Source organism: Streptomyces sp. MST-110588, assembly GCF_022695595.1.
Taxonomy (GTDB): Bacteria; Actinomycetota; Actinomycetes; order Streptomycetales; family Streptomycetaceae; genus Streptomyces.
Map to the genome: position 1 here is coordinate 3,181,610 of NZ_CP074380.1, position 25,872 is coordinate 3,207,481.

Here is a 25,872-nt window from a genome sequence, read left to right on the forward strand (position 1 = left end):
GCGGCACCCCCTGGGAGGAGGGTGCCGCCCCGGCTTTCAGGACGGTTGATCAACCAGACGGTCGATCAGAAGTCCATGTCACCGCCCGGCATGCCGCCCGGAGCAGCCGCAGCGGCCTTCTCCGGCTTGTCGGCGATGACGGCCTCGGTGGTGAGGAAGAGCGCCGCGATGGAGGCGGCGTTCTGCAGCGCGGAGCGGGTGACCTTGGCCGGGTCGATGATGCCCTCGGCGACCAGGTCGACGTACTCGCCGGTCGCGGCGTTCAGGCCGTGACCCGGGGTCAGGTTGCGCACCTTCTCCACGATGACGCCGCCCTCAAGGCCCGCGTTCGTGGCGATCTGCTTCAGCGGGGCCTCCAGGGCCAGCTTCACAGCGGCGGCACCGGTCGCCTCGTCGCCGTCCAGCTCCAGCTTCTCGAAGACCTGGGAGGCCTGCAGCAGGGCCACGCCACCACCGGCGACGATGCCCTCCTCGACGGCCGCCTTCGCGTTGCGGACGGCGTCCTCGATGCGGTGCTTGCGCTCCTTGAGCTCCACCTCGGTGGCGGCGCCGGCCTTGATGACGGCCACGCCGCCGGCCAGCTTCGCCAGACGCTCCTGGAGCTTCTCGCGGTCGTAGTCCGAGTCGGAGTTCTCGATCTCGGCGCGGATCTGGTTGACCCGGCCCTGAACCTGCTCGCTGTCACCGGCACCGTCGACGATGGTGGTCTCGTCCTTGGTGATGACGACCTTGCGGGCGCGGCCCAGCAGGTCCAGACCGGCGTTCTCCAGCTTGAGGCCGACCTCCTCGGAGATGACGGTGCCACCGGTGAGGATGGCGATGTCGCCGAGCATGGCCTTGCGGCGGTCACCGAAGCCCGGGGCCTTGACGGCGACGGACTTGAAGGTGCCACGGATCTTGTTGACGACCAGGGTCGACAGGGCTTCGCCCTCGACGTCCTCGGCGATGATCAGCAGCGGCTTGCCGGACTGCATGACCTTCTCCAGCAGCGGGAGCAGGTCCTTGACCGAGGAGATCTTGGAGTTGACGATCAGGATGTACGGGTCGTCCAGGGACGCCTCCATACGCTCCATGTCGGTGGCGAAGTACGCCGAGATGTAGCCCTTGTCGAAGCGCATACCCTCGGTGAGCTCCAGCTCCAGACCGAAGGTCTGGGACTCCTCGACGGTGATGACGCCTTCCTTGCCGACCTTGTCCATCGCCTCGGCGATCAGCTCGCCGATCTGGGTGTCGGCGGCGGAGATGGAGGCGGTGGAGGCGATCTGCTCCTTGGTCTCCACGTCCTTGGCCTGCTCCAGCAGGGCGGCGGAGACGGCCTCGACGGCCTTCTCGATGCCGCGCTTGAGGGCCATCGGGTTGGCGCCGGCGGCTACGTTGCGCAGGCCCTCCCGGACCAGCGCCTGGGCCAGGACGGTCGCGGTCGTCGTGCCGTCACCGGCGACGTCGTCCGTCTTCTTCGCGACCTCCTTGACCAGCTCGGCGCCGATCTTCTCGTACGGGTCCTCAAGCTCGATCTCCTTGGCGATGGACACACCATCGTTGGTGATCGTGGGGGCGCCCCACTTCTTCTCGAGGACGACGTTGCGGCCCTTGGGGCCGAGAGTGACCTTGACGGCGTCGGCGAGCTGGTTCATCCCGCGCTCGAGACCGCGCCGTGCCTCCTCGTCGAACGCGATGATCTTGGCCATGTGAAGTGGTCCTCCCAGGACTGGGGGTCCCCCCGGACTGCGTCTGGGGGAGGGTGGATACTCCGGACCGTGCTGGCGCCCGCGACGGACGGTCTGCCTGCCGGTGGTTCCTTGCTCCACCGGCCTGCGGACCTCACCGACCCGGTCCTCATCAGCACTCTCAGTCGGAGAGTGCTAACGCCAATGATTAGCACTCGGCCCCCTTGAGTGCAAGCGGCTTCACACTCCACGGGGCGACGGTCCGGCCAGAAGTGCGTACGGAAGCGGACCGGCTCCCGGGGCTCATCGGGGCGCGCACGCACGAAGGGCCCGTACCCCATGGGTACGGGCCCTTCGGCGTGAGTGTGCCGGTGGCCGATGCGCCGAGATCAGACGGCGAGCTTGACCATGTCCGCCTGCGGCCCCTTCTGGCCCTGCGAGATCTCGAACTCCACCCGCTGACCCTCTTCAAGGGTGCGGTAGCCGTCCATCTGAATCGCGCTGTAGTGGACGAATACATCCGCACCACCGTCGACCGCGATGAAGCCGTACCCCTTCTCCGCGTTGAACCACTTGACGGTGCCCTGAGCCATGCCTAACTCCCCTATTACTGGCCCTTGCACAGGACCGCACTCCGCGGACCCGGGTCAGACCTCACCCCCGGCGGTCCCCTATGCCAGGCGACATGGGAAGGCCCTGGGGTGTGCGCCGGAACGCGTCGACCGCCGCTGAATGTATCTGCACCACTGCCCAGAGCAACAGGTCAATCGGACGAGAATTCCGCTGTCGAACAATCGCTTATGTCGCCCGAACTAGGGATATTCCACGGCAAGTCGGGCCGGGCATAGCTCACCAACGCGACAATTCATATGCACACTTCGGGCACAACTCGTCGCGTTCTCATACGTGTTCCACACGCTTGCGGTCAGGGAGCGCCCCAACTGTATCGCCTTTAACAACACGGAACTGCCCCATCCGCTTCTCGGCGGACGGGGCAGTTCCGGGGACGGGCGGTCCGGGGAACGGACGGTCCCTGGACGGCGTACGGGGCGGGCTCAGCAGCCGCCGGCCACCGCCGGGATGATCGAGACGCCCGCCCCCTCCGGCGTCGGCGTCTGGAGGCCCTGCTCGAACCGCACGTCGTCGTCGTTGACATAGACGTTGACGAAGCGGCGCAGCTTGCCGGTGTCGTCCAGGACGCGGGCCGCGATGCCCTCGTGGTTCTTCTCCAGGTCGGCGATCACCTCGGAGAGGGTGGCGCCCTCGGCACTCACCTCGGCCCGGCCGCCGGTGTACGTACGGAGGATGGTGGGGATGCGAACGTTGACGCTCATGGGGTCCTGCCTTCCAGCTTCCAGCGGCTTGGGAAAAGCTCGGGGACGTACGGGTTCACGCAGGGGTTCACGTCTGGGTTCCCGTACGGGTTCAGGTACAAGTTCGGGCGGCGGCTTCGACGCCGCGTAGTCGCGGTGGTCGCGGCAGACGCGGCGATCGCGGCAGACGCGGTGATCGCAGTGCTCGCGGTCGGTCTCGTACGCCGGCTCAGCCGGCCAGGCCCGCGGCGCGGAACGCCTCCAGGCTCGGCCGGATCGTGGCGGTGGGCCCGGTGGTCGGCGCCACCGCGTCCAGGGTCTTCAGGCCGTCGCCGGTGTTGAGGACCACGGTGGTCAGCGTGGGGTCCAGCACGCCGTCCTCGATGAGCTTCTTCGTCACGCCCACCGTCACCCCGCCCGCGGTCTCCGCGAAGATCCCCTCCGTACGGGCCAGCAGCTTGATCGCGTCCACGATCTGCGTGTCGTTCACGTCCTCGACCGCGCCGCCGGTGCGCCGGGCGATGTCCAGCACGTACGGGCCGTCCGCCGGGTTGCCGATGGCCAGCGACTTGGCGATGGTGTCCGGCTTCTGCGGCCGTACGACGTCGTGGCCCGCCTTGAAGGCCGCGGAGACCGGCGAGCAGCCCGCGGCCTGCGCGCCGAAGATCTTGTACGGCCGGTCCTCGACCAGCCCCAGCGCGATCAGCTCCTTCAGCCCCTTGTCGATCTTCGTGAGCTGGGAGCCGGAGGCGATCGGGATCACGATCTGGTCCGGCAGCCGCCAGCCGAGCTGCTCGCAGATCTCGTACGCCAGGGTCTTGGAACCCTCCCCGTAGTACGGGCGCAGGTTGACGTTGACGAAGCCCCAGCCCTCGCCCAGCGGGTCGCCGATCAGCTCCGAGCAGAAGCGGTTCACGTCGTCGTACGTGCCCTCGATGCCGACCAGCTCGCCGCCGTAGACCGCGGCCATCACGACCTTGCCGGCCTCCAGGTCGTGCGGGATGAAGACACACGAGCGGAAGCCGGCCCGGGCCGCGGCGGCGCCGACCGCGCCCGCCAGGTTGCCCGTGGAGGAGCAGGACAGGGTGGTGTAGCCGAAGGCGCGGGCGGCCTCGACGGCGATGGCCACCACCCGGTCCTTGAAGGAGTGCGTGGGATTGCCGGAGTCGTCCTTGACGTACAGGCCGCCGGTGACGCCCAGCTCGCGGGCCAGGTTGTCGGCCTTGACCAGCTTGGTCAGGCCCGGGTTCAGGTTGGGGTGGTCCGCCACGTCGGCCGGCACGGGCAGCAGCGGCGCGTACCGCCAGATGTTGTGCGGCCCGGCCTCGATGCGCTTCCTGAGGCCCTCCGGGTCGCCGGCCGGCAGCTCGTACGCCACCTCCAGCGGCCCGAAGCAGACCGCGCAGGCGAAGACCGGCCCGAGCCCGACGCGCTCCCCGCACTCGCGGCAGGTCAGCGCGACGGCGGGGCCCAGGGAGACGGCGGAGTCGGTGGATCCGGCGGAGCCGGGGGAGACAGTGGATCCGGCGGGGACGGCGGAGTCGGTGGTGCTTTCAACAGACTGCACAGCCATGGAGGCGAGGCCCTTTCTCCTCATCTTCCTCGCGGCGCATCTCGCCACGAGACGGATTTGGCACCTTCCCTAGCCGGGAGCCTCGCGGGCCGCGCACTGGCGGCGACGGAGACCGGCTGGAGGGTTGCCGGGGCTTCAACGGGCCGTGTCCCTCTGCCCCTCTGGATGAGCGGTATGGCGCTGGGCGGACCCAGGCGTTTGTCGCGCGGCGACCCCGACATGCGGCGGCCATGCGCGTTGTTCAAGACTGTAACCGAAGGGGCGGACGGCCGAGACGGTCGTCCGCACCGCGAGATGGATCACAGAGGAACACACCGAGGAGTCCGCAGTGCTGGAAGAGGTGGAGCGCTGGCTCAGCAGCCGCTCCTGGTCCGCCGCCGACCGCCCGCTCGACCAGCTTCTGGCCGCGAAGAGCGCGATGGTGAGCGGCGGGACGGTGAGCGTGGTGCTGCCCGCGCTGAACGAGGAGGAGACGGTCGGTGAGATCGTCGCCACGATCCGCCGCGAGCTGATGACGCCGGCGGCCCCGCTCGTGGACGAGCTGGTCGTGCTGGACTCGGGCTCCACCGACCGTACGGCGCACGTCGCGGCCGGGGCCGGGGCCCGCGTGGTGCACCGCGACGACGTGCTGCCGCGGCTGCCGGCCCTGCCCGGCAAGGGCGAGGTGCTGTGGCGCTCGCTGCTGGCCACCCGGGGCGACATCGTCTGCTTCATCGACGCCGACCTGCGCGACTTCTCGGCCACATTCGTGTCGGGCATCGTCGGGCCGCTGCTCACCGACCCCGGCGTCCAGTTCGTCAAGGCGATGTACGACCGGCCGCTGGCCGGGGCGGCGGGCCAGGGCGGCCGGGTCACGGAGCTGGTGGCCCGCCCGCTGCTCAATCTGCACTGGCCGCAACTGGCGGGGTTCGTCCAGCCGTTGGGCGGGGAGTACGCGGTGCGCCGCTCGCTGCTGGAGCAACTGCCCTTCCCCGTCGGGTACGGGGTGGAGCTGGGGCTGCTCGTCGACGCCCTGCACACGGCCGGGCTGGACGCACTGGCCCAGGTGGACGTGGGCGTGCGCAAGCACCGCCACCAGGACGGCCAGGCGCTGGGCCGGATGGCGGCGGCGATCTACCGTACGGCGCAACTGCGGCTGACCCGCGGCCATTTGGTGCGCCCCCGGCTCACCCAGTTCGACCGGGGCGAGAGCGGGTTCATACCCCGTACCGTCGACGTGGACACCGAGGAACGGCCGCCGATGATCGAGATCCCGGAGTACGCGGAGCGCCGGGCGGCCTGACCCGGCGGGGCACGGCGGGCGCGGGATGGCGCCCGGTGGGCGCGCATGGTGCACGGTGGCCAGGGGTGGCGCCCGATGGATGAGCGTGACGCCCGGGAAACGGGCGTGGCGCGTGCGGAGGAGTACGGGATGTGCGCCGGGCGCCGGGGGTACGCCCCCGCGCGCCCTCACCTCCCCGTCCCGGCTTTGCTTCCGCACGTTTGAGCGGATCTGTCGCGGGTTAGTCTCGCGGCATGGTCTCCGAGCGTGCTGGTGCCCAGGTCCTCGTCGCGTCCAACCGCGGCCCCGTTTCGTATGCCCTGGACGAGAAAGGGGCGCTGACCGCCAGACGCGGCGGCGGCGGACTGGTCTCCGGGCTGTCCGCCATCGGGCCGGACGCGGGCGCGGTATGGGTCTGCGCCGCGCTCGGTGACGGCGACCGCGAGGCCGCGCGGCGGGCGGGCGGCCGGCTGGACACCGAGGACACCGGCGGCCAGCAGGTCCGGATGCTGGACATACCCGCGGACGTCTTCGGCGACGCCTACAACGGCATCGCCAACTCCGTCCTGTGGTTCGTCCATCACCTGCTGTACCAGACGCCCTTGGAGCCGGTCTTCGACGACGGCTTCCGCGCCCAGTGGGCGTCCTACGAGGCGTACAACGCGGCCTTCGCCGACGCGCTGGCGCAGGAGGCGGCACCCGGCGCGGCCGTCCTCGTACAGGACTACCACCTGACCCTGGTCCCGGGCATGCTCCGCGAACGCCGCCCCGACCTGCGGATCTCCCATTTCTCGCATACGCCGTGGGCGCCCGTGGACACCTTCCGGATGCTGCCGGACGATGTGGCGGCGCAGGTGCTGCTCGGGGTGCTGGGCGGCGACCGGGCCGGTTTCCTGACGCGGCGGTGGGCCGAGGCGTTCGCGGACTGCTGCCGTACGGTGCTGGGCGCGGAGGTCACGCGCGAGGGCGGAGACGGGAACGGGGACGGAGCCGGGGAGCTGAGCGTCACGTACGAGGGGCGCACGACCCGGCTGGGGGTGCACGGCCTCGGCGCGGACGCGGAGTTCCTGCGGGAGCGCGCCCACCGGCCGGACGTCGACGAGCGGCTGGCGGCGCTGCGCGAGCAGATCGGGCCGGGCCGCAGGACGATCGTGCGGGTGGACCGTACGGAACTGTCCAAGAACATCGTGCGCGGCCTGCTGGCCTACCGCCGTCTGCTGGCCGGGCACCCCCAGTGGCACGGCCGGGTGGTGCATGTCGCCTTCGCCTACCCCTCACGGCAGGACCTGTCCGTCTACCGCGACTACACGGCGCGGGTGGGACAACTGGCCGACGCCATCAACTCCGAGTACGGCACACCCGACTGGCAGCCCGTCGTACTCCACGTGAAGGACGACTTCGCGCGCTCGCTGGCCGCCTACCGGCTCGCGGACGTGGCGCTGGTCAACCCGGTCCGGGACGGCATGAACCTGGTGGCCAAGGAGGTACCGGTGGTGTCGGAGAGGGGCTGCGCGCTGGTCCTCTCCCGCGAGGCCGGCGCGTACGAGGAGCTGCGCGAGGACGCGATCACGGTCAACCCGTACGACGTCAACGGCACCGCCCGCGCGCTCCACGAGGCACTGAGCATGGAGGACGGCGAGCGGGCCGAACGCACCAAGAGGCTGGCGGCGGCAGCCACCGTACTGCCGCCCGCCCAGTGGTTCCTGGACCAGTTGCACGCCCTGACGGGGAGCTGAGCGGCGCCCGGCAACCGTCGCGGCACCACTGCCGGCCGCAGCAGCACTGCCGACGGCCGTCGCGGCACCGGCGACGGCCGACACGGCACCGCCACCGGCCGTCGCGGCGCCGCCGCCCGCCGATCAGTTGTCTGCGGCCCGGGGTGCGCCCAGCCGGTCCGAGAGGGCGGTCAGCAGGGCGATGACGCCCGGCGGCCCGTCGACCACCAGGTCGGCCCGGTCGGCCAGTTCGGTGACCTCCGCGCTCCCGCTGCACACCAGCACCCCGGCCAGGCCGTCCGACCGCAGCTTCTCCACGGCGGCGAAGGCCGCCAGGTCACCTAGGTCGTCGCCGGCGTACAGGACCGAGGTCGCGCCCACCTCGCGTACGTACTCGGCCAGCGCGACCCCCTTGTCCATGCCCGGCGGGCGCAGCTCCAGCACCAGCCGGCCGGGCTCGACGATCAGGCCGTGCCGCTCGGCGAGCTCGTACAGCGGCGCCCGCAGCACCTCGAAGGCGGCCTGCGGGTCCTCGGCCCGGCGGGTGTGGACGGCGATGGCGCGGCCCTTGTCCTCGACCCATACGCCGTGCCAGGCGCCCGACCGGTCCAGGACGCCGGGCAGTTCGGCCTGTATGGCGGCGACGCCGGGGTGCGGCGCCGGCGCCTGTACGGTGCCGCTGACGGCGTCCCAGCGCTCGGCCCCGTAATGACCGAGGACGACGAGGTGTTCCAGGCCGGCCACGCCCGCGAAGCCGCCGAGGCGCACGGCGACCCCGGCCGGACGGCCGGTGATCACCGCCACCGAGCGCAGCAGGGGCGCGAGCCGGGCGAGGGCGGGCACGGCGCCGGGGTGGGCGCGGGCCTTCTCGGGGTCGGGCACGATGCCGGCGAGCGTGCCGTCGAAGTCGAGGGCGATCACCGCGCGCCCGGGTCGGTCCAGCACCTCGGCGAGTCCGTCCTGACCCGCGGAGGTGACCGGCGTCGGCAAGAGATTCGGGGGGCTGCCCATGCCATTGACATTACCGGTGGAGTGCGGGCGCATGCCGGGCGCACGGTGTCATCCGGTCGCGGCGGCTGCGACGGCCGGCCGTTTCACCGCCGGGCCGTACGGCCCGGAGCGCTCAGCGCCGGCCGCGCCGGGCTTCGCGCAGGCGGCGCAGCCGGTTGACGGTGACCGGGTCGTGGGCGAGCGCCCGCGGGTCGTCCAGCAGGGCGTTCAGGAGCTGGTAGTACCGCGTCGGGGAGATGCCCAGGCGCTCGCGGATGACGCGTTCCTTCACGCCGGGGCCCGCCCAGGAGCGGCGCTCGACGCCGAGTACGGCCTCGTCCTGGGCGGTCAGCGGAGCCGTACCGGCGGCGTCGCCGCGCTCCCCGCTTCCCCTGCCGCTCGTCATCACGTCTCCCACGATAATCCGCCGGTACGACATCGCCGGGCGCCCGGCGATGCCGCAGGCCGGCGCCGTGCGGCCCGGCGCCGTCACCGTCACTTGCCGGTGTTGTCCTTTTCGTCCGCCATGTTCTGGATGTCGGCGAGCACACCGGCCGGGTTGCCGTTGGGGCCGACCGCCCCGCCCATCTTCGCCTTGATGGTCTTGCTGACCAGCGGCCAGGAGATCTTGTCGGCCGGGTAGAACTCGGCGCCGCCGAGCTGCTTGAGGAAGCTGTGCAGCTTGGCGTACTTGTTGTCGGCCGCCATGGCCTGGGACGCGGAGACGGTGACCGGCAGCAGCCCGTAGTCGCCGGAGAACGTCAGGACGTTCTTCTCGTTGTAGACGTAGTCCAGGAACTTGCCGACCTGGTCGCGGTGGCCGTTCTTCTTGAAGGCCATCATCCAGTCCGTGACGCCCATGGTGGACTTCGCCTTGCCGTTGACGCCCGGCAGGTCGACGGTGCCGTAGTCGATGCCCTTGTCCTCGGCCTGCTTCATCAGGGTCGGGTGGCCGTTGAGCATGCCGACGTCACCGGCCGCGAACGCGTCGAACGCCTCCTGGCGGTTGAGCTTGGCCGGCGCCACACCGGTCAGGCCCTTGCCGACCAGTTCCTTCTTCACCCACTCGAAGGTCTTGACGTTCTCCGGCGAGTCGATCGTGTACTTGCCGATGCTGTCGGTGTAGTTGCCGCCGCCGCTGAGCATCCACAGCAGCGTCTCGGCCTGGGTCTCCTCCGGGCCGAGCGGCAGCGCGTACGGCATCTTCACGCCCTTGGCCTTCAGGCGGGCGGCGTCGCGGGCGATGTCCTCCCAGGACTCCGGGGTGTCGGTGATCCCGGCCTGGGCGAAGAGCTTCTTGTTGTAGAAGAGACGGCGGGTGCTGGCGCCGAAGGGCATGCCGTACTGACGCCGCTGGTACTCGCCCGCCGACGCCAGGGAGGGCTGGAAATCCGCCTGGACGGGGATGGAGAGGATCTGGTCGGCGCTGTAGAGCTTGCCCTGGGCGGCGTAGTCCGCGTACGCGCCGATCTGGGCCATGTCCGGCGCCTGGCCGGCCTTGACCATGTCCTCGACCTTCTTGTCGACGTCCTTCCAGCTATAGACCTCGACGTCGACCTTGATGCCGGGGTTCTCGGCCTCGAACGCGCGGCGGAGCTTGTCCCAGTAGTGCTTGGAGGAGTTGGATGCGTTGTCACCGTAATCCGCCGCGACCAGCTTGAGGGTGACGTCTCCGCCGTCGCCCGAGCCGCTGCCGCAGGCGGAGAGGGTCAGCGTCATGGCCGTGGAGAGTCCCACCGCTGCCAGGCTCAAGTACCGCCGCTGCACTGCCATTACCGCCTTTTGTCCTGAATGTTCGTTGCTTGTCGGGGTTTTCCCGGGGCCCGGAGGGGCTGTTTCCTGCCGGCATGAGCCGCGAGACCCTCCTGATTACCATCACAAGGTCTACACCACCCAACCGATCACTTGGGTATCGCCCTCTCGCTCGCCGCCTCTCCGGGCCGCCCGGCCTCCTCCCGTACGCATCCGTACGCCTCCGTACACCCCTTTGCGCGCCCGCCCGCGCTCCCGTACGCGCCGGTCAGCACCCCGGTCACGCCATCCGCCGGGGCACCCGCCCGCGAGTGGACTAGACCTTTCATGGCTCATCGCGCGAAACTGTTCCCGTGAGACACGTCATCGCCCTCGATGTGGGCGGCACCGGCATGAAGGCCGCCCTGGTGGGCTCGGACGGCACGCTCCTGTACGAGGCCCGGCGCCCCACCGGCCGCGAGCGCGGCCCGGACGCGGTGGTCGAGGCCGTCCTCGGATTCGCCGCCGACCTGCGCGCCATCGGTCAGGAACGGTTCGGGACGGCCGCGGAGGCCGCCGGCGTCGCGGTGCCCGGCATCGTCGACGAGACCGACGGCATCGCCGTCTACTCCGCCAACCTCGGCTGGCGCGACGTACCGATGCGGTCCCTGCTGTCCGAGCGGCTGGGCAACGTGCCCGTCGCCCTGGGCCACGACGTACGGACCGGGGGCCTGGCGGAGGGCCGGATCGGCGCGGGCCGCGGCGCCGGGCGCTTCCTGTTCGTACCGCTGGGCACCGGCATCGCGGGCGCCATCGGCATCGACGGCCGTATCGAGGCCGGGGCGCACGGCAGCGCGGGCGAGATCGGCCACATCGTCGTACGGCCCGAAGGCGCCCTGTGCGGCTGCGGACAGCGCGGCTGCCTGGAGACCGTGGCCTCGGCCGCCGCGGTCGGCCGCGCCTGGGCGGCGGCCTGCGCGGACCCCGAGGCGACCGCGGTGGACGCCGCCAAGGCCGTCGCCTCGGGTGACGAGCGCGCGCTGGCCGTGTGGCAGGAGGCCGTGGACGCCCTCGCCGACGGGCTGGTCACCGGGCTGACGCTGCTCGACCCGCACTGTCTGATCATCGGCGGCGGGCTCGCCGAGGCGGGCGAGACCCTCTTCCTTCCGCTGCGGGAGGCGGTCCGTACCCGGCTGACCTTCCAGCGGCTCCCCCTGATCGTTCCGGCAGCCCTCGGGGACGCCGCCGGTTGCCTGGGCGCGGGACTGCTCGCCTGGGATCTTCTCTCCACGGAGGTAACTGCCTGATGGCGCTGCAACAGTCCGGGGAACACCCCCCGAGTCCGCGTCGGACCGTCCTGACCGGTGCCCGGGTGGCGCTGCCGACCGGGGTCGTCCAGGACGCATGGATCACGGTCGAGGGCACCCGTATCGCCGGTATCCGGCAGCCCGACGGCGACCGGCGGCGTACGGACGTACGGGAGCCGTCGGACGCCCGGCCGTCTCCGGACACCCGGCAGGCACCCGCCGTTTCCCCCGAGGAAGCTCCCGCCACCACCCTGGACCTGGCCGGGCACCTGATCGTCCCCGGCTTCGTCGACCTGCACGTCCACGGCGGAGGCGGCGGCTCCTTCTCCTCCGCCGACCCCGAGGAGTGCCTGAAGGTCGCCCGGACCCACCGCAGCCACGGCACCACCTCCATGGCCGCCTCGACCGTCACCGGCGACCTGGACGACCTGACCCGGCAGGCCGCCGTCCTGTCCGAACTGGTCGAGCAGGGCGACCTGGCCGGCATCCACTTCGAGGGCCCCTTCATCTCCCCGCACCGCTGCGGCGCCCACCAGCCCGGCCTGCTGCGCGACCCCGACCCCGCCGACGTCCGCAAGCTCGTGGACGCCGCCCGTGGCACCGCGAAGATGATGACGCTGGCCCCGGAGCTGCCCGGCGGCCTGGAGTCCGTACGGCTGCTCGCCGACGCCGGAGTGATCGCGGCCGTCGGCCACACCGACTCCACGTACGAGGCCGCACGCGAGGCCATCGACGCGGGCGCCACCGTCGCGACCCACCTGTTCAACGCCATGCCGGCGCTCGGCCACCGCTCCCCCGGCCCGGTCGTCGCCCTCCTGGAGGACGAGCGGATCACCGTCGAGCTGATCAACGACGGTACGCATCTGCACCCGGCCGTCCTGGAGATGGCCTTCCGCACCGCGGGCGCCGACCGCGTCGCCTTCATCACCGACGCGATGGGCGCGGCCGGCATGAGTGACGGCATGTACCCGCTCGGCCCGATGACCGTCGAGGTCAAGGACGGCGTCGCCCGGATCAGCCAGGGCCCGACGGCCGGCTCGATCGCGGGCTCCACCCTCACCTTGGACCGGGCCTTCAAGCGCGCCCTGACCGTCGACGGGCTGACCGTCGGCCAGGCCGTACGGGCCCTGTCGGCCAACCCCGCCCGGCTGCTGGGCATCGACGGCCGGACCGGCTCGATCGAGACCGGCAAGGACGCCGACCTGGTGGTCCTGGACGGCTCGTACGACCTGGTGGGCGTGATGCGCAGGGGCGCGTGGGTGGTCCGGCCCCAACTGGGCTGATTGTTCGGCTTCCGCGACGGTGGTCGGCCCGGCACTCTGGGCCAACCACCGTGTTCGATGGCATGATCGCTCGCGCACTTGTCCGGGCCGCGGCCCGCACGACCGGGGCGCGACTCGTACGTCAGGATCTGGACCCGTACGTCAGGGTCTCGGACCGTACATCGGGATTTCGACGCGTACGTCGGAATCTCGGCTCGTACGTAAGCGTCTCGATTCGTACGCACGGGTATCACTCGTACGTACGGATTCCGGCCGTACGGCCGCGCCGTGACCGTGCGGCCGGACCGCGCGCCGGCCGGTCAGGCCGCCCGACGGTCCGGACAGCGCGTCATGTCCTGAGATCGGCACGACCAGAGCCTTACGGCCTCTGCGCGGGAGGGGGAACCACTCATGATCCTCACGGTCACGCTGAACGCGGCCCTCGACATCACCTACCGCGTGCCGCGCCTGTGCCCGCACACCACCCACCGCGTCACCGAGGTCATCGAACGCCCCGGCGGCAAGGGCCTGAACGTCGCCCGCGTGCTGGCCGCGCTCGGGCACGAGGCCGTGGTCACCGGCTTCGCGGGCGGCGGCACCGGCGAGGCGCTGCGCTCACTGCTCGCGCAGGAGGCGGAGGTGACCGACGCGCTGGTGCCGGTCGGCGGCGCCACCCGGCGCACCGTCGCCGTCGTGGACGCCTCCACCGGCGACACCACGCAGCTCAACGAGCCGGGGCCGACCGTCACCACCGCCGAATGGGACACCTTCCTGGCCCGCTACCGGGAACTGCTGGCGCGGGCGCGGGCGGTGGCGCTGTGCGGCAGCCTCCCGCCGGGCGTCCCGGTGGACGTCTACGCGCGTCTGGTGCGCGGTGCCCGTACGGCCGGCGTGCCCGTACTGCTGGACACCAGCGGCGAACCGCTGCGCCGGGGGCTGGCCGCCCGCCCGGACCTGGCCAAGCCCAACGCCGACGAACTCGCCGCCCTGACCGGCTCCACCGAGCCGCTGCGCGCCGCCCGCGACGCCCGCCGCCGCGGCGCCCACGCCGTGGCCGCGTCGCTGGGCGCCCGGGGCATGCTCGCGGTCACCGCGGACGGCGCCTGGCAGGCCGCCCCGCCGCAGCGCATCGCGGGCAACCCTACGGGGGCCGGGGACTCCGCGGTGGCCGGGCTGCTCTCCGGCCTGGTGGAGGGACTGCCCTGGCCGGACCGGCTGGCCCGCGCGGTGGCCCTGTCCGCCGCCACCGTACGGGCCCCGGCGGCGGGCGAGTTCGACCGGGCCACCTATGAGGACCTGCTGCACCGCGTCGTGGTGACGGACCGTCCGACGGCGGCGTGAACGTTCCGGCACCGGTGGGTGACATGTCCGGGCCTGGCCGGTCCTGGGGGCCTGGTCCTGACCACTGACGTGCCCGGTCCTAGCTGGTGGCGCGTCCGGCCCTAGTTGGTGACGTGACCGGCCTTCAGCCACACCTTGTCCAGGTTGAACTCACATTTGTTCCCCTGCTCGCAGGAGACCTTGACGGCGTTCTTGCCGCTGCTCAGGTCGACCCAGACGTAGGTCTTGGTCCAGCCCGACTCCCACTTGCCCTCGCCCGCGTGGGCCCAGTTCTGCATACGGATCGGGCGCGGGCTGACCTTGCCGTTGACCGTGAGCGTGGCGTCGGCGTCCTTGCCCGGGACGGTGTAGCCCACGAAGACCGTGTACGGGCCGGGCTTGGGGACCTCCAGGGACCACGTGGCCGACGCGCCGGGCACGTTCATGTTGCCGACGGACACACCGCCCTCCGAGCGGGCGCCCTTGACGTCCTTGGAGGTGGTGGCGCCGCCCCCCAGTTGCAGGCTGCCCGCGTCGAGCTTGGGCAGGGCGCTGGGGGAGGCCGAGGGCGAGGGATTGGCGGACGAGGAGGTGCTCGGGGCGGCCGACGACTCGCCGGCCGTGGTGTCGGGCTGCTTGCCCGCCTCGTCCTTCTTGGAGTCGCTGTTGGCGACCATCGCGACGCCGATGCCGACGCAGACCGCGACGACCACCGCCACCGCGCCGATCAGCAGACCCTTGTGGCTGCGGCGGGGAGCACCGGCCTGGGCGTTGTGGCCGGGGGGCGGGGCGGGGCGGTTGCCGCCCGGGAGGGTCTCGGGCGCGGCGTAGTGGGCGTTCTGCCGGCCGTACGGGCCCTGGGCGGCGTACGGCGCCTGGACGGTCTGGGGGCCTCCGTACTGCTGCTGCCCCGGCTGCTGCGGCCCGGCGTACTGCTGCTGGCCGCCGTAGGTCTGCCCCTGGGCCTGCTGACCGCCGCCGTACTTGCGCTCGCCGACCGCCCGCACCTGGTTGTACGAGGTCCGCGGAACGCCCGGCTGCCGCGGTGCGGTGCCGGCGCCCGTCGAGCCCTGTGCGCCGTCCTCGCCGCCCTCGGAGCGGTAGAGGTAGGCGAACGGGTCGTCGTTCTCCGGCGTGCCCGCGCCGTTGTTGCCGGCCGTCATTGCGTGTCACTCCCCAGCGATCTGTACGCGTTGCGCGTGCTGTTTCCCGGCTGCCGCGTGCCGTTTCCCGGCTGCCGTACGGCTGCCTGCCCGCGGCCTGCGGCAGCCTCGCCGCATCGGCGCAGCCTACCCCGTTCGGGGGACGGCACGGGGGGTCCGAAAGGCCACAGGATCGCTACAGATCGGGGGCCGCGGGTCCGCCACCCGATCGCCACCGGGTCCACCACCCGATCGCCGTCGGGTCCCTCACCCGTCTGCCGCCGGGTCCGTCACCCGACTGCCGCCGGGTCCACCATCCGGCCGCTGCCGGGTCCGCCACCCGGTCACCGCCGCCCCTTCCGGCCGGCCCCGTCAGCCGGTCCTGTCGACCGGCCCCGTCAGCCGGCCCGGCGGTTGGTCTTCGAGCGGGACCGCTTTTCGATGTACATCCGCTGGTCGGCGGACTGCAGGACCTCCTCGGCCGACATTCCGCAGCTCGCCCAGCCGATGCCGAAGCTGGCGCCGACCCGTACCGCCCGCCCGTCCACCCGTATCGGCGGAATGATCGCGTTGCGCAGCCGTACGGCGAGGTCCTCGGCGTCGGCCTTGCCCAGGCCGTCGGCGAGGACCACGAACTCGTCGCCGCCGAGCCGGGCGACCGTGTCGCCGTCGCGGACCCCGTTGGTCAGCCGGTGGGCGACCTCGATGAGGACCGCGTCACCCGTGTGGTGCCCGAAGCGGTCGTTGATCGACTTGAAGCCGTCGAGGTCGCAGAAGAGGACCGCGAGCCCCTTGGTGCCGTCGTCCTCCGGGCCTTCCGTGGGCGGGACGGTGTGGACGTGGTCGTACGGGCCGGCCGCGCCGGTGCCCTCGAAGCCGTCGAAGGAGTCCAGGGAGTCCAGCGAGCCGAAGACCTCGGGGCCGTCGGGCCGCAGCCCCTGGCCGTCCGCGTAGCCCGCGTGGTCCGGATAGCCCGCGTGGTCCGGGTATCCCGGGCTGCCCGGATACGCCGCGTGGTCCGGGTAGGCCGCGCCCGTCACGGCGGCGGCGTAGGCGTCCGCCGGCGGGCCGGCCGGTGCGGGCGGGCCCGGCGGGCGGGAACACAGGCGGGCACTGAGCCGGGCGCGCAGTTCGGCGCTGTTGGGCAGGCCGGTCAGCGAGTCGTGGCTGGCGCGGTGGGCGAGCTGGAGTTCGTGCCGCTTGCGCTCCTCGATGTCCTCGACGTGGGTGAGCAGGAAGCGCGGCCCGTCGGCGGTGTCGGCGACCACGGAGTTGCGCAGCGAGACCCAGACGTAGGTGCCGTCCCGCCGGGCGAGCCGCAGCTCGGCGCGGCCCCCCTCGGCGGACGTGCGCAGCAGGGTGCCGATGTCCTCCGGGTGCACGAGGTCGGAGAAGGAGTAGCGGCGCATGGCGGAGGCGGGGCGGCCCAGCAGGCGGCACAGGGCGTCGTTCGTACGGTGCAGCCGGCCGTGCTGGTCGCCGCCCAGCTCGGCGATGGCCATCCCGCTCGGCGCGTACTCGAAGGCCTGCCGGAAGCTTTCCTCACTGGCGCGCAGCGCCTGCTGCTCGCGCTCCAGGCGGACCAGCGCGCGCTGCATGTTGGCGCGCAGCCGGGCGTTGCCGATCGCGATGGCGGCCTGGAACGCGTACATCTGGAGGGCTTCGCGGCCCCAGGCGCCGGGGCGCCGGCCGTTGCGCGGCTTGTCCACGGAGATGACCCCGAGCAGTTCGCCGTTGCCGTTCGCTGCCGCGTACATGGGCGCGAAGAGGCGGTCCATCGGGTGCCACTCGTCGGGGAAGCGGGGGGCGGGGCCGGCGGTGTGCCACTGGGGGACGTCGTCGTCGTCCAGCACCCAGCCTTCGGTGTACGGGATGAAGCACAGGTCGCCCCAGCGCTCACCCATGCTCAGCCGGCGGTCCCAGGCGGCACGGGAGCCCACCCGGCCGGCCATGAGGGCCTCCGCGCCCGCGCTGCCCGCCACCGCGGCGACGACGAGGTCGCCGTCCGGCCGTACGAGGTTGACCGCGGCCAGCTCGTAGCCGAGTCCGGTGGTGGCACCGTCCGCGACGGCCTGCAAGGTGTCCGCGAGGCTGCGGGCGGTGTTCAGCTCGGCGACCACTTGGTGCAGTTGCCGCAGGGTCGCAAGACGGACGTATGGCTCCGACTCGGTCTCCATCGCTCGCTCTCCCCGAGACCTCGACAGCAACTCCAGGATTCTTTGTCGTCCGATTACCACGGCCACTGAATCACAGTGAGCTGTTCACTCGGTACACAGGGTCAACAATTACTGCCCGCTGTGACTCAAGTCACAGAGCGTGGCGACTCGTTGGCGATCTTCGTTCTGCGGCGGAGCGAGGCATCTCACTTCTCTTCTCCACTTCCTGAACGCAAATTCGAGCGCTTTCGAGCGTATCGGGCACCTCCGTCGTCAGACCTAGGCCGCGCCTGGGTCCCGGGCCCGATGCGGGCCGTACGGCGCCGGGGTTAGCGTTCATGGCGTGTTCACGAAAACCCCTGCCGCAGCGCCCGCCACCGACTCCGCACCCCGTCCGGAGGCCGCCCGCACCCCGGCCGGCGGGGAGATCCCGCATCCTGGTGGGGTGAGTGACGAGGAGTTCCGCGCCGCCCTGTCCCGTCTCGCCGCCGGGGTCGTACTGGTCACCGCCCACGACCCGGAGGACGGGCCGCGCGGCGAGGACGTCGGCATGACCGCCACGGCCTTCATGTCGGTCTCGCTCGAACCGCCGCTGGTGATGGTGAGCGTTCGCAACGACTCACGCATGGACGACCTTCTGGAACGCCAACCGCTGTGGGCGGTGTCGGTGCTTGCCGAGAGCCAGCGGCACATTGCCGGACGATTCGCGATGAAAGGCCGCATCAGCGACCGGCTTCTCTTCGAGGACATTCCGTACGTGCGAGGCAAAGAGGCGGACGCGCCCCTGGTCGGCGGCGCGCTGGCGACCCTGGAGTGCCGCACCGAACAGCGGGTTGTCGCCGGCGACCACACCCTCGTCATCGGCCGCGTACTGGCCGCCGCGACCCCCAGCGCGGACGGCGGCCCCCTGACGTACTTCCGCGGCAAGTACCGTCACCTGTCATAAGCGCCATAAGCGTCATAAAGGCGCCATTGCTGTAAGAGCGCCGTTACAGGGGTGCGCCCGAACCCGCAGCCCCCTCAGGCAGCGGACGCCCCCTGCCCCTTCCTCACACCCAATCGCGCCCCGAACGGCCGCGCTTGGTCTCACCACGCTGCTTCTTCTCCCGCAGCCGCCGCTCATTGATGCCGCGCGGGATACGGCTCTTGCGGCGCGGCTTGGGCGGCGGCGCGCTGACCTCCGCCAGGAGCGCGGCCAGCCGGACCGCGGCCGTCTCGCGGTTGCGCCACTGGGAGCGGTGCTCGGAGGCCCGTACGGACACCACGCCACCGTCCAGCAGCCGGCCGCGCTCCGCCAGCCGCTGGAGCGCGCGCTCCTTCCACACCTCGGGGAGCGCCGCCGTGGCGGCGAGGTCGAAGCGCAGCTCCACCTGGCTGTCGGAGGTGTTGACGTGCTGGCCGCCCGGCCCCGACGACCGCGAGAACCGCCACTGGAGTTCAGCCTCGGGAAGAGCGACCGAACCGCGGATGACGTAGGGCCCGGACATGGTTCCCATGTTCCCGCATCCGCCCCCACCTCGTCATTTCGTTTCTTGCCCATCTGCTTCGGGCCGCCGTTAGTACTTGGCAAAGAAAGTAAAGCGACCTGGAACCCGGTGGTCCCTCCCGACGTTCTCCTGGGTGACGGCAGCTTCGTCCGCAGCACGGAGCCCGATGATTCGACGAGGAAAGGGACACCCCATGCCTGTAAGCCTGTCCAAGGGCGGCAACGTCTCGCTCACCAAGGAGGCTCCGGGCCTGACCGCCGTCACGGTCGGCCTGGGCTGGGACGTCCGCACCACCACCGGCACGGACTTCGACCTCGACGCCAGCGCCATCGCGGTCAACGGCGCGGGCAAGGTCTTCTCGGACCAGCACTTCGTCTTCTTCAACAACAAGTCCACCCCCGACCGCTCCATCGAGCACACCGGTGACAACATCACCGGCGAGGGCGAGGGCGACGACGAGCAGATCAAGGTCAACCTGGCCGCCCTGCCGGCCGAGATCGAGAAGATCGTCTTCCCGGTCTCGATCTACGACGCCGAGGCCCGCAGCCAGAACTTCGGCCAGGTGCGTAACGCCTTCATCCGCATCATCAACCAGGCCGGCGACGCGGAGATCGCCCGCTACGACCTCAGCGAGGACGCGGCGACCGAGACCGCCATGGTCTTCGGCGAGCTGTACCGCAACGGCGCCGAGTGGAAGTTCCGCGCCGTCGGCCAGGGCTACGCCTCCGGCCTGGCCGGCATCGCCCAGGACTTCGGCGTCAACGTCTGACGACTGACGCCTTCTTCATAGAGCGCAGGGGCCCCCGCCGTTTTCGGCGGGGGCCCCTGCGCTCTACGCCTATGACTGCACGCCTGGCGCGCCCCTCACACGAGTACGCTCACCGCGAGGAACGACTGGGCGGAAACAACTGCCCGGCAGCGACAGGCGGTTCGCCGGACGTCTGCCGAACCGACGGGCGGACCCGGGCGACCCGACGTCTTCGCCCCTCGTCCACGCCGGAAACGAAGTACCCCGGAACGGGACGCCTCGGCCCTGCGCTGCGCCGACCTCGACAACAGCTCCCGCCCTCGGCGTGGCGCACGTCAAGCCATAGCGGGTCGAACCAGGGCGAGTGCATCGAGGTCGCGTACGGGCGCGACAACGCTCCCGTACGTGACCCCAAGAGGCCGTACGGACTCGTACCGATCGCTCCCAACGGCCCCTGGGCCGCGTTTGCGGCGGAAGCCGAGGGCGGCGGGTTCGGTCTTGGCCGGGGTCAGGCGGCTGCCGTTTCAGGGGGTGGGGTGGCGAGGGTGGCCAGGTCGTCCAGGGAGAGGCCGAGGGTGGCGGCCAGGGCGACGACGGTGAAGAAGGCCGGGGTCGGGGCACGGCCGGTCTCGATCTTGCGCAGGGTTTCGGCGGACAGGCCGGCGCCGGCCGCGATCTCGACCATGCTGCGGTCGCCGCGGGCGGCCCGCAGCAGCGCGCCGAGCCGCTCGCCGCGTTCGCGTTCCCAGGGGGTCAGTGGAGTGCGCACCATGCCCGTGATACTAATACCGGTAAACAAATACCGGTATAAGTATTGGTTGACGGATCGGGAGTGGTCAGGCGTGGTGGAGATCAAGACGGACGGTGCGCTGGACGCGATGCGGGTGGCGGGGCGGGTGGTGGCCGACGCGCTGGAGGCCGTACGGGGCGCGGCTGCCCCGGGGATGCGGCTGGTGGAGCTGGACGAGGTGGCCCGTACGGTCCTGCGGGAGGCGGGAGCCACCTCACCGTTCCTCGGGTACCGCCCGTCGTTCGCCCCCACTCCCTTCCCCGCCGTCCTGTGCATCTCGGTCAATGACGCGATCGTGCACGGCGTCCCTGACACCTACCGGCTGCGCGACGGGGACCTGGTCAGCGCCGACTGCGGCGCGGTCGTGGACGGCTGGGCCGGTGACGCGGCGCTCAGCTTCTGCGTGGGCACCGCCCGCCCCGAGGACCGGCGGCTGATGGACACCACCCGCCGGGCCCTGGAGGCGGGCATCGCGGCGGCGGTCGTCGGCGCCCGGATCGGTGACATCTCACATGCGATCGGCAGCGTCGGCCGGGCCGCCGGCTACGGCATCCCGGCCGACTTCGGCGGCCACGGCATCGGCCGCCGGATGCACGAGGACCCGCCGGTCCCCAACGAGGGCCGCCCCGGGCGTGGCTTCGTCCTGCGGCACGGCCTCGTCATAGCCATCGAGCCGATGTTCCTGGCCGGCGGCGGCGACGACTACTACGCCGCGCCCGACGGCTGGACCCTCCGCACGACCGACGGCAGCCGCGCCGCCCATTTCGAGCACACGGTCGCCATCACCGACGACGGCCCCCGCGTCCTGACCCTCCCGTAAAGGGGCCGGGGAGGGCAGGGAGACGGTACGCCGGGAGCCGGCGGGACCGGCCGGCTCCCGTGCGTGGTCTGCCGGACGCGCCGGAGAGCACCTCAGAGGGTGTCGAGGTCTATGGCCTCGGCCATGGCGTGGTACCCGGCGTCGTTCGGGTGGAGGTGGTCACCGGAGTCGTACGCGGGAGCCAGCCGGTCCGGGTCGGCGGGGTCGGCCAGTTCGCGGTCCATGTCGACCACCGCGTCGAACTCGCCGGAGGTGCGTATCCAGTGGTTCAGGGCGTCCCGCTTGGCTTCGCCGCGCTCGGAGTAGTACATCGCGCCCTTGAACGGCGTCAGGGTCGCACCGATCACCTTGACGCCCTTGGCGTGCGCCTGGCGGATCACGTCGCGCTGGCCGTTGATCAGTTGCTGCACCGATACGTCGGGGGTGGGGGTCGGTGCGTCCTTCCACCCGCTCATCCCGATGTCGTTGATTCCCTCCATCACGATCACCGTGCCGACCCGCGGCTCGCCGAGCACATCGTGCCGGAAGCGGGTGACTCCCTTCTCCCCGGCCCAGGAGGAGTCGGTGGTGAGCTGGTTGCCGCTGATGCCCTGGTTGAGGACGCTGCGCGGGCGCCCGGCGGCCACGAAGCGCTCGGCCAGCTCGTCGGGGTAGCGGTTGTCCGCGTCGACGGTGGAGGCGTAGCCGTCGGTGATGGAGTCGCCGAAGGCCACCACCGCGTCCCGGCCTCCGCCCCGGTACGCGTCCCGGCCTCCGCCCCGGTACGGTTCCCGGCCCGTACCGCGGTGCGGCTCCTGGCTGCCCGAGACCTCGACTCCCGAGAGGAAGTACCAGGACTGCGACGTCTCGGTGAACGCCCCGGCCGCGGTGTCGGCGCGGTGGTCGCCCGCCGCCCGGTAGCTCGTGGCCGAGGCGAGGGCGTGGTACGTGGCCGGCCCGGTCGGCCCGGCCACGTACAGCGTGACCGTCAGGGACTCCAGCGCCTTGACCTTCATCGGTATCCCGTCGCTGCGCACCTCACCGCCCGCCGGGATCGTCACCGACCGCCGGTGCCCGAAGCGCAGCTCGCGGACCGAGCCTTCCTTGACCGCCGCGCCCTTGTCCGTACGGGCCAGGGTCGCGCCGGTGATCGTCAGCGGCGTACGGCCGTACCGGTTGGACAGCTCGATACGGGCCCGGGAGCCGCCGGTGCTCACCCGTACGACCTGCCGGACCGTCTGCCGCTCGAAGCCCTTGACCGCCCAGTTCGGGATCAGATCGCTCGGCGACTGCGGGGCAGCGGCCCAGCCGCCCCGCCACCCGCCTTCCCCGACGGCGGCGGCAGCAGCAGCGGAATCGGCACCGGTACCGGCCGTGGCGGCATGGGCGCTGCCGCCCCCTGCCGCGGGCGACACCGGCGACACGGGCAGTACGGCCAGTACCCCGGCCGAGAGCACCGCGATTCCCGTACGTCTTGCCAGATGACTCGACATGTTCTGATTCCCACCCTCTGATTTGTCCGCTCCGGCCCGCCCACGCCACGACCGGAGGCGCCGAAGATCAACGGCGCGGGCGTGACACCATCAAGTACGTGATCGACCTCGGCTATTCCCTCTCCCGTCGTTTCCCGGACCCGCCCCAGACGGACTACCGCCGCGCGGACGTACGCGCCCTGCGCCACGACCTTTTCTGCGGCGACGTCTACCTCGCCGACACCAAGGCGGACCGCGAACTGTCCACAGCCTGGGGATGGGTGCCGGTGCTGGATTTCGCCTGGGCACTGTGCGACATCGTCGAGCGGATCGACCGCGACCCGCGCGGCAACCGCGCCGCGCAACCGCAGTACGCCGAGCTGGACTTCACCGAGTCCACCGACCGGATGCTCTTCGAGCGCCGCTTCGGCTGGGTGGATGTCACCGCCGACTGGATGCCGGCCGACGAACCCCCGCTCTCCTTCAACCACGCAGCGCTGCGCCGCGAGACCCGCGACTTCCTGCACGACCTGATCGCCGACCTCACCGACATGCACGAGGGGCTCGCCGACAACCCCGCCGTATGGGACCTCCAGGCCCGCTTCCCCCGCGTCTGACCCCCGCCCCCGCCCGCACCGGGCGCCCTGCCGTCTGCCCCGCCTGCTCCGTCCGGTTCTTTTCCACGCCCGTCACCCCCCACCCTTTTCCTCTCCCCGTTCCCCCCTGCCCAACCCGGGCCCGTCCCTGACTCACCCCCTACTCCACCCCTACTCCACCCCCGACTCGCCCCGCCTCCTCCCTGCATCACTCCACCCGCACCCCCACCTGCGCGGCGAACGCCGGGGCCAGATCCATCAGTTGCGCCGGGCTGATCACGGCCCCCGCCAGCCGGTCGATCCCCCGGGCGATGTCCAGCGCCGCCGTCCCGCGCAGGTCCACGTCCCTCATCCGCACCTCGCTGAAGTCCATGCGCGTGAGCGTGCAGTCCGCGAAGCTGACCCGTTCGAGCTGCGCTCCCCCGAAGTCCGCCTCGACCAGGACACAGCCCTCGAAGGCCACGTCCTTCAGCTTCGCCCGGCGCAGGTTCAGGAAGTCGATCTTCCCGCCGCGGATCACCACCCGTTCCAGCGCCGCGCCGTGCAACTGCGCCCCGCCGAGCCGGGCGTCGGTGATCTCCACATCCCGCAGCGAGGCCTGCGACAGGTCCGTCCCCACCCCGCGCACGCCCTCCAGCACGCTGTCGATGAAGCGCGCCCGGCTCAGCACCGTCCCGTCCAGGACACAGCGCCGTACCGCGCAGTCCAAAAAGCGCGCCCCGCGCCCGGACTGTCCGCTCAGATCGGCGTCCGCGAACTCCAGCCCGTCGTAATCCCCCTCCGTCTCCAGTGCTCCGCCGTCGTGCGTCCGCAGCTCCGGCAGCCGCACCTCGGTCCGCCGCACCGGCCGTACCGACTGCGCCGGCCGCGTCGCTCGCGCCCCGGTCTCTTCGCCTCGCTCCGCCATACGGCCGCCGCCTCCCTCTCCCACTCCGCTCACCTGCCCCCATCGTGGACCACACCACTGACAACAGCCCCGCGGCACTCCTCCGCACCCCATCCGACCTGCGTAAACACCTCCTCCGCCGCCCGCGTGTCACATTTCGCGACGGCCCGTCCGTCCAAGTCGGCGACAGCCGATCACGGCAACCAGGCCGGCCCCCGTCACCGTGCCGGGGACCGCCACCGCCATCGCGGCCGTCACCGAAAACCGTCACCAACCGTCAGTGAAAAACCGTCACCGAAAAGCCGTCACCAACCATCACCACCACCGTCATCACCGGAGGAGAACGCACCGTGTCCCGACAGATCACCGTCATCGGCGGCGGCTTCGCGGGCCTGACCGCCGCCATCTCGTCCGCCGAGGCCGGCGCCACCGTCACCCTCTACGAAGCCCACCGCACCCTCGGCGGCCGGGCCCGTACCGCCGAAGGCCCGTACCACGTCAACGAGGGCCCGCACGCGCTGTACAACCGAGGCCCCCACTGGTCCTGGCTCAAGCGGCGCGACCTGATCAAACCCCTCGCGCCGCTCCCGCTCCGGGAAGCCGCGAGCCTGCGCTTCCACCACCACGGCGCCCTCCGCCGCCTCCCACCGCTGGGCATCCTCAAGCTGCGCGCCCGCAAGGACGCTCCCGTGGACACGGACTTCCTCTCCTGGGCCGGCTCCCTGGTCGGGGAGCCGACGGCCCGGGCCGCCGCGTACTACACCGGCGTCGCCACCTTCCACCACGACCCCGGACAGCTCTCCGCCGCCTTCGTCCAGGAACGGCTGCGCCGCACCACCTCCCTGCCGCCGGAGGCCCACTACATCCGCGGCGGCTGGGGCGAGCTGATCGCCCGTATGGCCCGGTACGCCCTCGCGCTCGGCGTACGGATCGAGACCGGTGCCCGCGTCGACGCGCTGCCCGAGGACCGCCCGGTCATCATCGCCACCCACCTGGACTCCGCCCGTGCCCTGCTGGGCGGCGGCCTCCCTCCGGCCCCGGGCGCCGCCGCCCCGGCGGTCCCCGGCGGCGACACCCCACCAGCCCCGGCCGGCACCGGGTCCCTGAGCTGGAGCAGCGCCCGTACGGTGCTGATCGACCTGGCCGTACGGACCCGGCGCGGCGACCCGTTCGCGCTCTCCGGACTCGACTTCTCCGGCTGGGTGGAACGTTTCACCGCCCAGGACCCCTCCCTCGCCCCCAAGGGAGAGCAGCTCATCCAGGGACAGATCGGCATCGCACCCCACGAACGGCGTGCCGACGGCATCGCCCGTGCCGAACGCCTCCTGGACGCCGGCTTCCCCGCCTGGCGCGAACGCACCACCTGGCGCCGCGAATCCCTGGCCATCGGCCGTACGGGCGCGGTGGACCCGCCCGGCACCACCTGGCGCGACCGTCCCGCCATCGACCGCGGCAACGGCGTCTACCTGGCCGGGGACCAGGTGGCGGCGCCCGGCGTGCTCAGTGAGGTGTCCTTCACCAGTGCCCTGGAGGCCAGCAGTCTGGCCCTCGCCTCCTCGTACTCGCCGCATTCCTTCGCCGCTTGACCTCAACTCAACTTGAGGAGCGAGGCTGAGCCCGGCATCGAACCCCGACGCCGGGCCCCGGCCCCACCAGC

At 71.7% G+C, this 25,872-nt stretch carries 23 protein-coding genes and 1 riboswitch; of the genes, 10 read left to right on the forward strand and 13 right to left on the reverse strand.

The features are described from left to right. Positions 1-65 precede the first annotated feature (65 nt). From groL to thrC, 4 genes are all read right to left on the reverse strand, one after another. Complete coding sequence (groL, locus tag KGS77_RS13800; RefSeq protein ID WP_242581355.1) at positions 66-1,688, reverse strand: chaperonin GroEL; 1,623 nt, start codon at positions 1,686-1,688, stop codon at positions 66-68. Positions 1,689-2,056: 368 nt separating this feature from the next. Further along, positions 2,057-2,260, reverse strand: a complete 204-nt coding sequence (locus KGS77_RS13805) for a cold-shock protein (RefSeq protein ID WP_005315736.1) — start codon at positions 2,258-2,260, stop codon at positions 2,057-2,059. A 462-nt stretch (positions 2,261-2,722) separates the two neighbouring features. Continuing rightward, the gene (locus tag KGS77_RS13810; protein ID WP_242581357.1) at positions 2,723-3,001 is read right to left on the reverse strand and encodes a MoaD/ThiS family protein; all 279 of its coding nucleotides are present in this window, start codon (positions 2,999-3,001) and stop codon (positions 2,723-2,725) included. Between the two features lie 208 nt (positions 3,002-3,209). Beyond that, on the reverse strand, positions 3,210-4,553 hold the full coding sequence (thrC, locus tag KGS77_RS13815; RefSeq protein ID WP_242581359.1) for a threonine synthase: 1,344 nt from the start codon (positions 4,551-4,553) through the stop codon (positions 3,210-3,212). 17 nt (positions 4,554-4,570) lie between these two features. After that, a riboswitch (SAM riboswitch) is annotated at positions 4,571-4,725 on the reverse strand. Positions 4,726-4,881: 156 nt separating this feature from the next. On the opposite strand from thrC, the gene KGS77_RS13820 reads away from it, so the two are divergent. Both KGS77_RS13820 and KGS77_RS13825 read left to right on the forward strand, forming a co-directional pair. Beyond that, positions 4,882-5,835 (forward strand): glucosyl-3-phosphoglycerate synthase, encoded by a 954-nt coding sequence (locus KGS77_RS13820; protein ID WP_242581361.1) that lies wholly within the window; start codon positions 4,882-4,884, stop codon positions 5,833-5,835. A gap of 233 nt (positions 5,836-6,068) precedes the next feature. After that, positions 6,069-7,550, forward strand: a complete 1,482-nt coding sequence (locus KGS77_RS13825; protein WP_242581363.1) for a trehalose-6-phosphate synthase — start codon at positions 6,069-6,071, stop codon at positions 7,548-7,550. Between the two features lie 123 nt (positions 7,551-7,673). On the opposite strand, the gene otsB is transcribed toward KGS77_RS13825, so the two are convergent. The 3 genes from otsB to KGS77_RS13840 form a co-directional block, all read right to left on the reverse strand. Then, the gene (gene otsB, locus KGS77_RS13830; protein ID WP_242581365.1) at positions 7,674-8,540 is read right to left on the reverse strand and encodes a trehalose-phosphatase; all 867 of its coding nucleotides are present in this window, start codon (positions 8,538-8,540) and stop codon (positions 7,674-7,676) included. Positions 8,541-8,652: 112 nt separating this feature from the next. Beyond that, positions 8,653-8,925: a DUF3263 domain-containing protein gene (locus KGS77_RS13835; protein WP_242581367.1), complete on the reverse strand. Its 273-nt coding sequence runs from the start codon at positions 8,923-8,925 to the stop codon at positions 8,653-8,655. Positions 8,926-9,014: 89 nt separating this feature from the next. Further along, positions 9,015-10,286 carry an extracellular solute-binding protein gene (locus tag KGS77_RS13840; RefSeq protein ID WP_242587461.1) on the reverse strand — a complete coding sequence of 424 codons (1,272 nt, stop codon included), beginning with the start codon at positions 10,284-10,286 and terminating at the stop codon, positions 9,015-9,017. A 338-nt stretch (positions 10,287-10,624) separates the two neighbouring features. On the opposite strand from KGS77_RS13840, the gene KGS77_RS13845 reads away from it, so the two are divergent. The 3 genes from KGS77_RS13845 (at position 10,625) to KGS77_RS13855 (ending at position 14,160) form a co-directional block, all read left to right on the forward strand. Continuing rightward, on the forward strand, positions 10,625-11,557 hold the full coding sequence (locus KGS77_RS13845; RefSeq protein ID WP_242581369.1) for an ROK family protein: 933 nt from the start codon (positions 10,625-10,627) through the stop codon (positions 11,555-11,557). Beyond that, the gene (gene nagA, locus KGS77_RS13850; RefSeq protein WP_242581371.1) at positions 11,557-12,840 is read left to right on the forward strand and encodes an N-acetylglucosamine-6-phosphate deacetylase; all 1,284 of its coding nucleotides are present in this window, start codon (positions 11,557-11,559) and stop codon (positions 12,838-12,840) included. The genes KGS77_RS13845 and nagA overlap by 1 nt, the downstream gene beginning before the upstream one ends. A gap of 390 nt (positions 12,841-13,230) precedes the next feature. After that, positions 13,231-14,160: a 1-phosphofructokinase family hexose kinase gene (locus KGS77_RS13855; protein ID WP_242581373.1), complete on the forward strand. Its 930-nt coding sequence runs from the start codon at positions 13,231-13,233 to the stop codon at positions 14,158-14,160. Positions 14,161-14,261: 101 nt separating this feature from the next. Here KGS77_RS13855 and KGS77_RS13860 read toward each other — a convergent pair whose 3' ends face one another. Together KGS77_RS13860 and cdgB are read right to left on the reverse strand one after the other, a co-directional pair. Beyond that, positions 14,262-15,302 (reverse strand): carbohydrate-binding protein, encoded by a 1,041-nt coding sequence (locus tag KGS77_RS13860; RefSeq protein WP_242581375.1) that lies wholly within the window; start codon positions 15,300-15,302, stop codon positions 14,262-14,264. A gap of 377 nt (positions 15,303-15,679) precedes the next feature. Beyond that, positions 15,680-17,458, reverse strand: a complete 1,779-nt coding sequence (cdgB, locus tag KGS77_RS13865; protein ID WP_242581378.1) for a diguanylate cyclase CdgB — start codon at positions 17,456-17,458, stop codon at positions 15,680-15,682. Between the two features lie 406 nt (positions 17,459-17,864). Between cdgB and KGS77_RS13870 the strand changes: the two genes are divergently transcribed. Continuing rightward, the gene (locus KGS77_RS13870; RefSeq protein ID WP_242587462.1) at positions 17,865-18,383 is read left to right on the forward strand and encodes a flavin reductase family protein; all 519 of its coding nucleotides are present in this window, start codon (positions 17,865-17,867) and stop codon (positions 18,381-18,383) included. 103 nt (positions 18,384-18,486) lie between these two features. Here KGS77_RS13870 and arfB read toward each other — a convergent pair whose 3' ends face one another. Further along, entirely contained in the window at positions 18,487-18,924 is a 438-nt protein-coding gene (arfB, locus tag KGS77_RS13875; protein WP_242581380.1) for an alternative ribosome rescue aminoacyl-tRNA hydrolase ArfB, read from the reverse strand. 193 nt (positions 18,925-19,117) lie between these two features. Between arfB and KGS77_RS13880 the strand changes: the two genes are divergently transcribed. Further along, positions 19,118-19,693, forward strand: coding sequence for a TerD family protein (locus KGS77_RS13880; protein WP_242581382.1), 576 nt, complete (start codon positions 19,118-19,120; stop codon positions 19,691-19,693). A 487-nt stretch (positions 19,694-20,180) separates the two neighbouring features. Here the strand turns inward: KGS77_RS13880 and KGS77_RS13885 are convergent, their stop codons facing one another. Beyond that, complete coding sequence (locus tag KGS77_RS13885) at positions 20,181-20,444, reverse strand: helix-turn-helix transcriptional regulator (RefSeq protein ID WP_242581383.1); 264 nt, start codon at positions 20,442-20,444, stop codon at positions 20,181-20,183. Positions 20,445-20,514: 70 nt separating this feature from the next. On the opposite strand from KGS77_RS13885, the gene map reads away from it, so the two are divergent. Continuing rightward, positions 20,515-21,282 (forward strand): type I methionyl aminopeptidase, encoded by a 768-nt coding sequence (map, locus tag KGS77_RS13890; RefSeq protein ID WP_242581384.1) that lies wholly within the window; start codon positions 20,515-20,517, stop codon positions 21,280-21,282. 92 nt (positions 21,283-21,374) lie between these two features. Here map and KGS77_RS13895 read toward each other — a convergent pair whose 3' ends face one another. Further along, complete coding sequence (locus KGS77_RS13895; protein WP_242581385.1) at positions 21,375-22,754, reverse strand: SGNH/GDSL hydrolase family protein; 1,380 nt, start codon at positions 22,752-22,754, stop codon at positions 21,375-21,377. Between the two features lie 98 nt (positions 22,755-22,852). On the opposite strand from KGS77_RS13895, the gene KGS77_RS13900 reads away from it, so the two are divergent. Further along, entirely contained in the window at positions 22,853-23,350 is a 498-nt protein-coding gene (locus KGS77_RS13900) for a hypothetical protein (protein ID WP_242581386.1), read from the forward strand. Positions 23,351-23,537: 187 nt separating this feature from the next. On the opposite strand, the gene KGS77_RS13905 is transcribed toward KGS77_RS13900, so the two are convergent. Further along, on the reverse strand, positions 23,538-24,236 hold the full coding sequence (locus tag KGS77_RS13905; protein ID WP_242581387.1) for a pentapeptide repeat-containing protein: 699 nt from the start codon (positions 24,234-24,236) through the stop codon (positions 23,538-23,540). Between the two features lie 329 nt (positions 24,237-24,565). On the opposite strand from KGS77_RS13905, the gene KGS77_RS13910 reads away from it, so the two are divergent. Continuing rightward, the gene (locus KGS77_RS13910) at positions 24,566-25,801 is read left to right on the forward strand and encodes an FAD-dependent oxidoreductase (protein WP_242581388.1); all 1,236 of its coding nucleotides are present in this window, start codon (positions 24,566-24,568) and stop codon (positions 25,799-25,801) included. Positions 25,802-25,872 lie beyond the last annotated feature (71 nt).

Coding starts and splice junctions, on each gene's coding strand:
- groL (WP_242581355.1), bottom strand. CDS start 1,688: ATGGCCAAGATCATCGCGTTCGACGAGGAGGCACGGCGCGGTCTCGAG.
- KGS77_RS13805 (WP_005315736.1), bottom strand. CDS start 2,260: ATGGCTCAGGGCACCGTCAAGTGGTTCAACGCGGAGAAGGGGTACGGC.
- KGS77_RS13810 (WP_242581357.1), bottom strand. CDS start 3,001: ATGAGCGTCAACGTTCGCATCCCCACCATCCTCCGTACGTACACCGGC.
- thrC (WP_242581359.1), bottom strand. CDS start 4,553: ATGGCTGTGCAGTCTGTTGAAAGCACCACCGACTCCGCCGTCCCCGCC.
- KGS77_RS13825 (WP_242581363.1), top strand. CDS start 6,069: ATGGTCTCCGAGCGTGCTGGTGCCCAGGTCCTCGTCGCGTCCAACCGC.
- otsB (WP_242581365.1), bottom strand. CDS start 8,540: ATGGGCAGCCCCCCGAATCTCTTGCCGACGCCGGTCACCTCCGCGGGT.
- KGS77_RS13835 (WP_242581367.1), bottom strand. CDS start 8,925: ATGACGAGCGGCAGGGGAAGCGGGGAGCGCGGCGACGCCGCCGGTACG.
- nagA (WP_242581371.1), top strand. CDS start 11,557: ATGGCGCTGCAACAGTCCGGGGAACACCCCCCGAGTCCGCGTCGGACC.
- KGS77_RS13855 (WP_242581373.1), top strand. CDS start 13,231: ATGATCCTCACGGTCACGCTGAACGCGGCCCTCGACATCACCTACCGC.
- KGS77_RS13860 (WP_242581375.1), bottom strand. CDS start 15,302: ATGACGGCCGGCAACAACGGCGCGGGCACGCCGGAGAACGACGACCCG.
- cdgB (WP_242581378.1), bottom strand. CDS start 17,458: ATGGAGACCGAGTCGGAGCCATACGTCCGTCTTGCGACCCTGCGGCAA.
- arfB (WP_242581380.1), bottom strand. CDS start 18,924: ATGTCCGGGCCCTACGTCATCCGCGGTTCGGTCGCTCTTCCCGAGGCT.
- KGS77_RS13880 (WP_242581382.1), top strand. CDS start 19,118: ATGCCTGTAAGCCTGTCCAAGGGCGGCAACGTCTCGCTCACCAAGGAG.
- KGS77_RS13885 (WP_242581383.1), bottom strand. CDS start 20,444: ATGGTGCGCACTCCACTGACCCCCTGGGAACGCGAACGCGGCGAGCGG.
- KGS77_RS13895 (WP_242581385.1), bottom strand. CDS start 22,754: ATGTCGAGTCATCTGGCAAGACGTACGGGAATCGCGGTGCTCTCGGCC.
- KGS77_RS13905 (WP_242581387.1), bottom strand. CDS start 24,236: ATGGCGGAGCGAGGCGAAGAGACCGGGGCGCGAGCGACGCGGCCGGCG.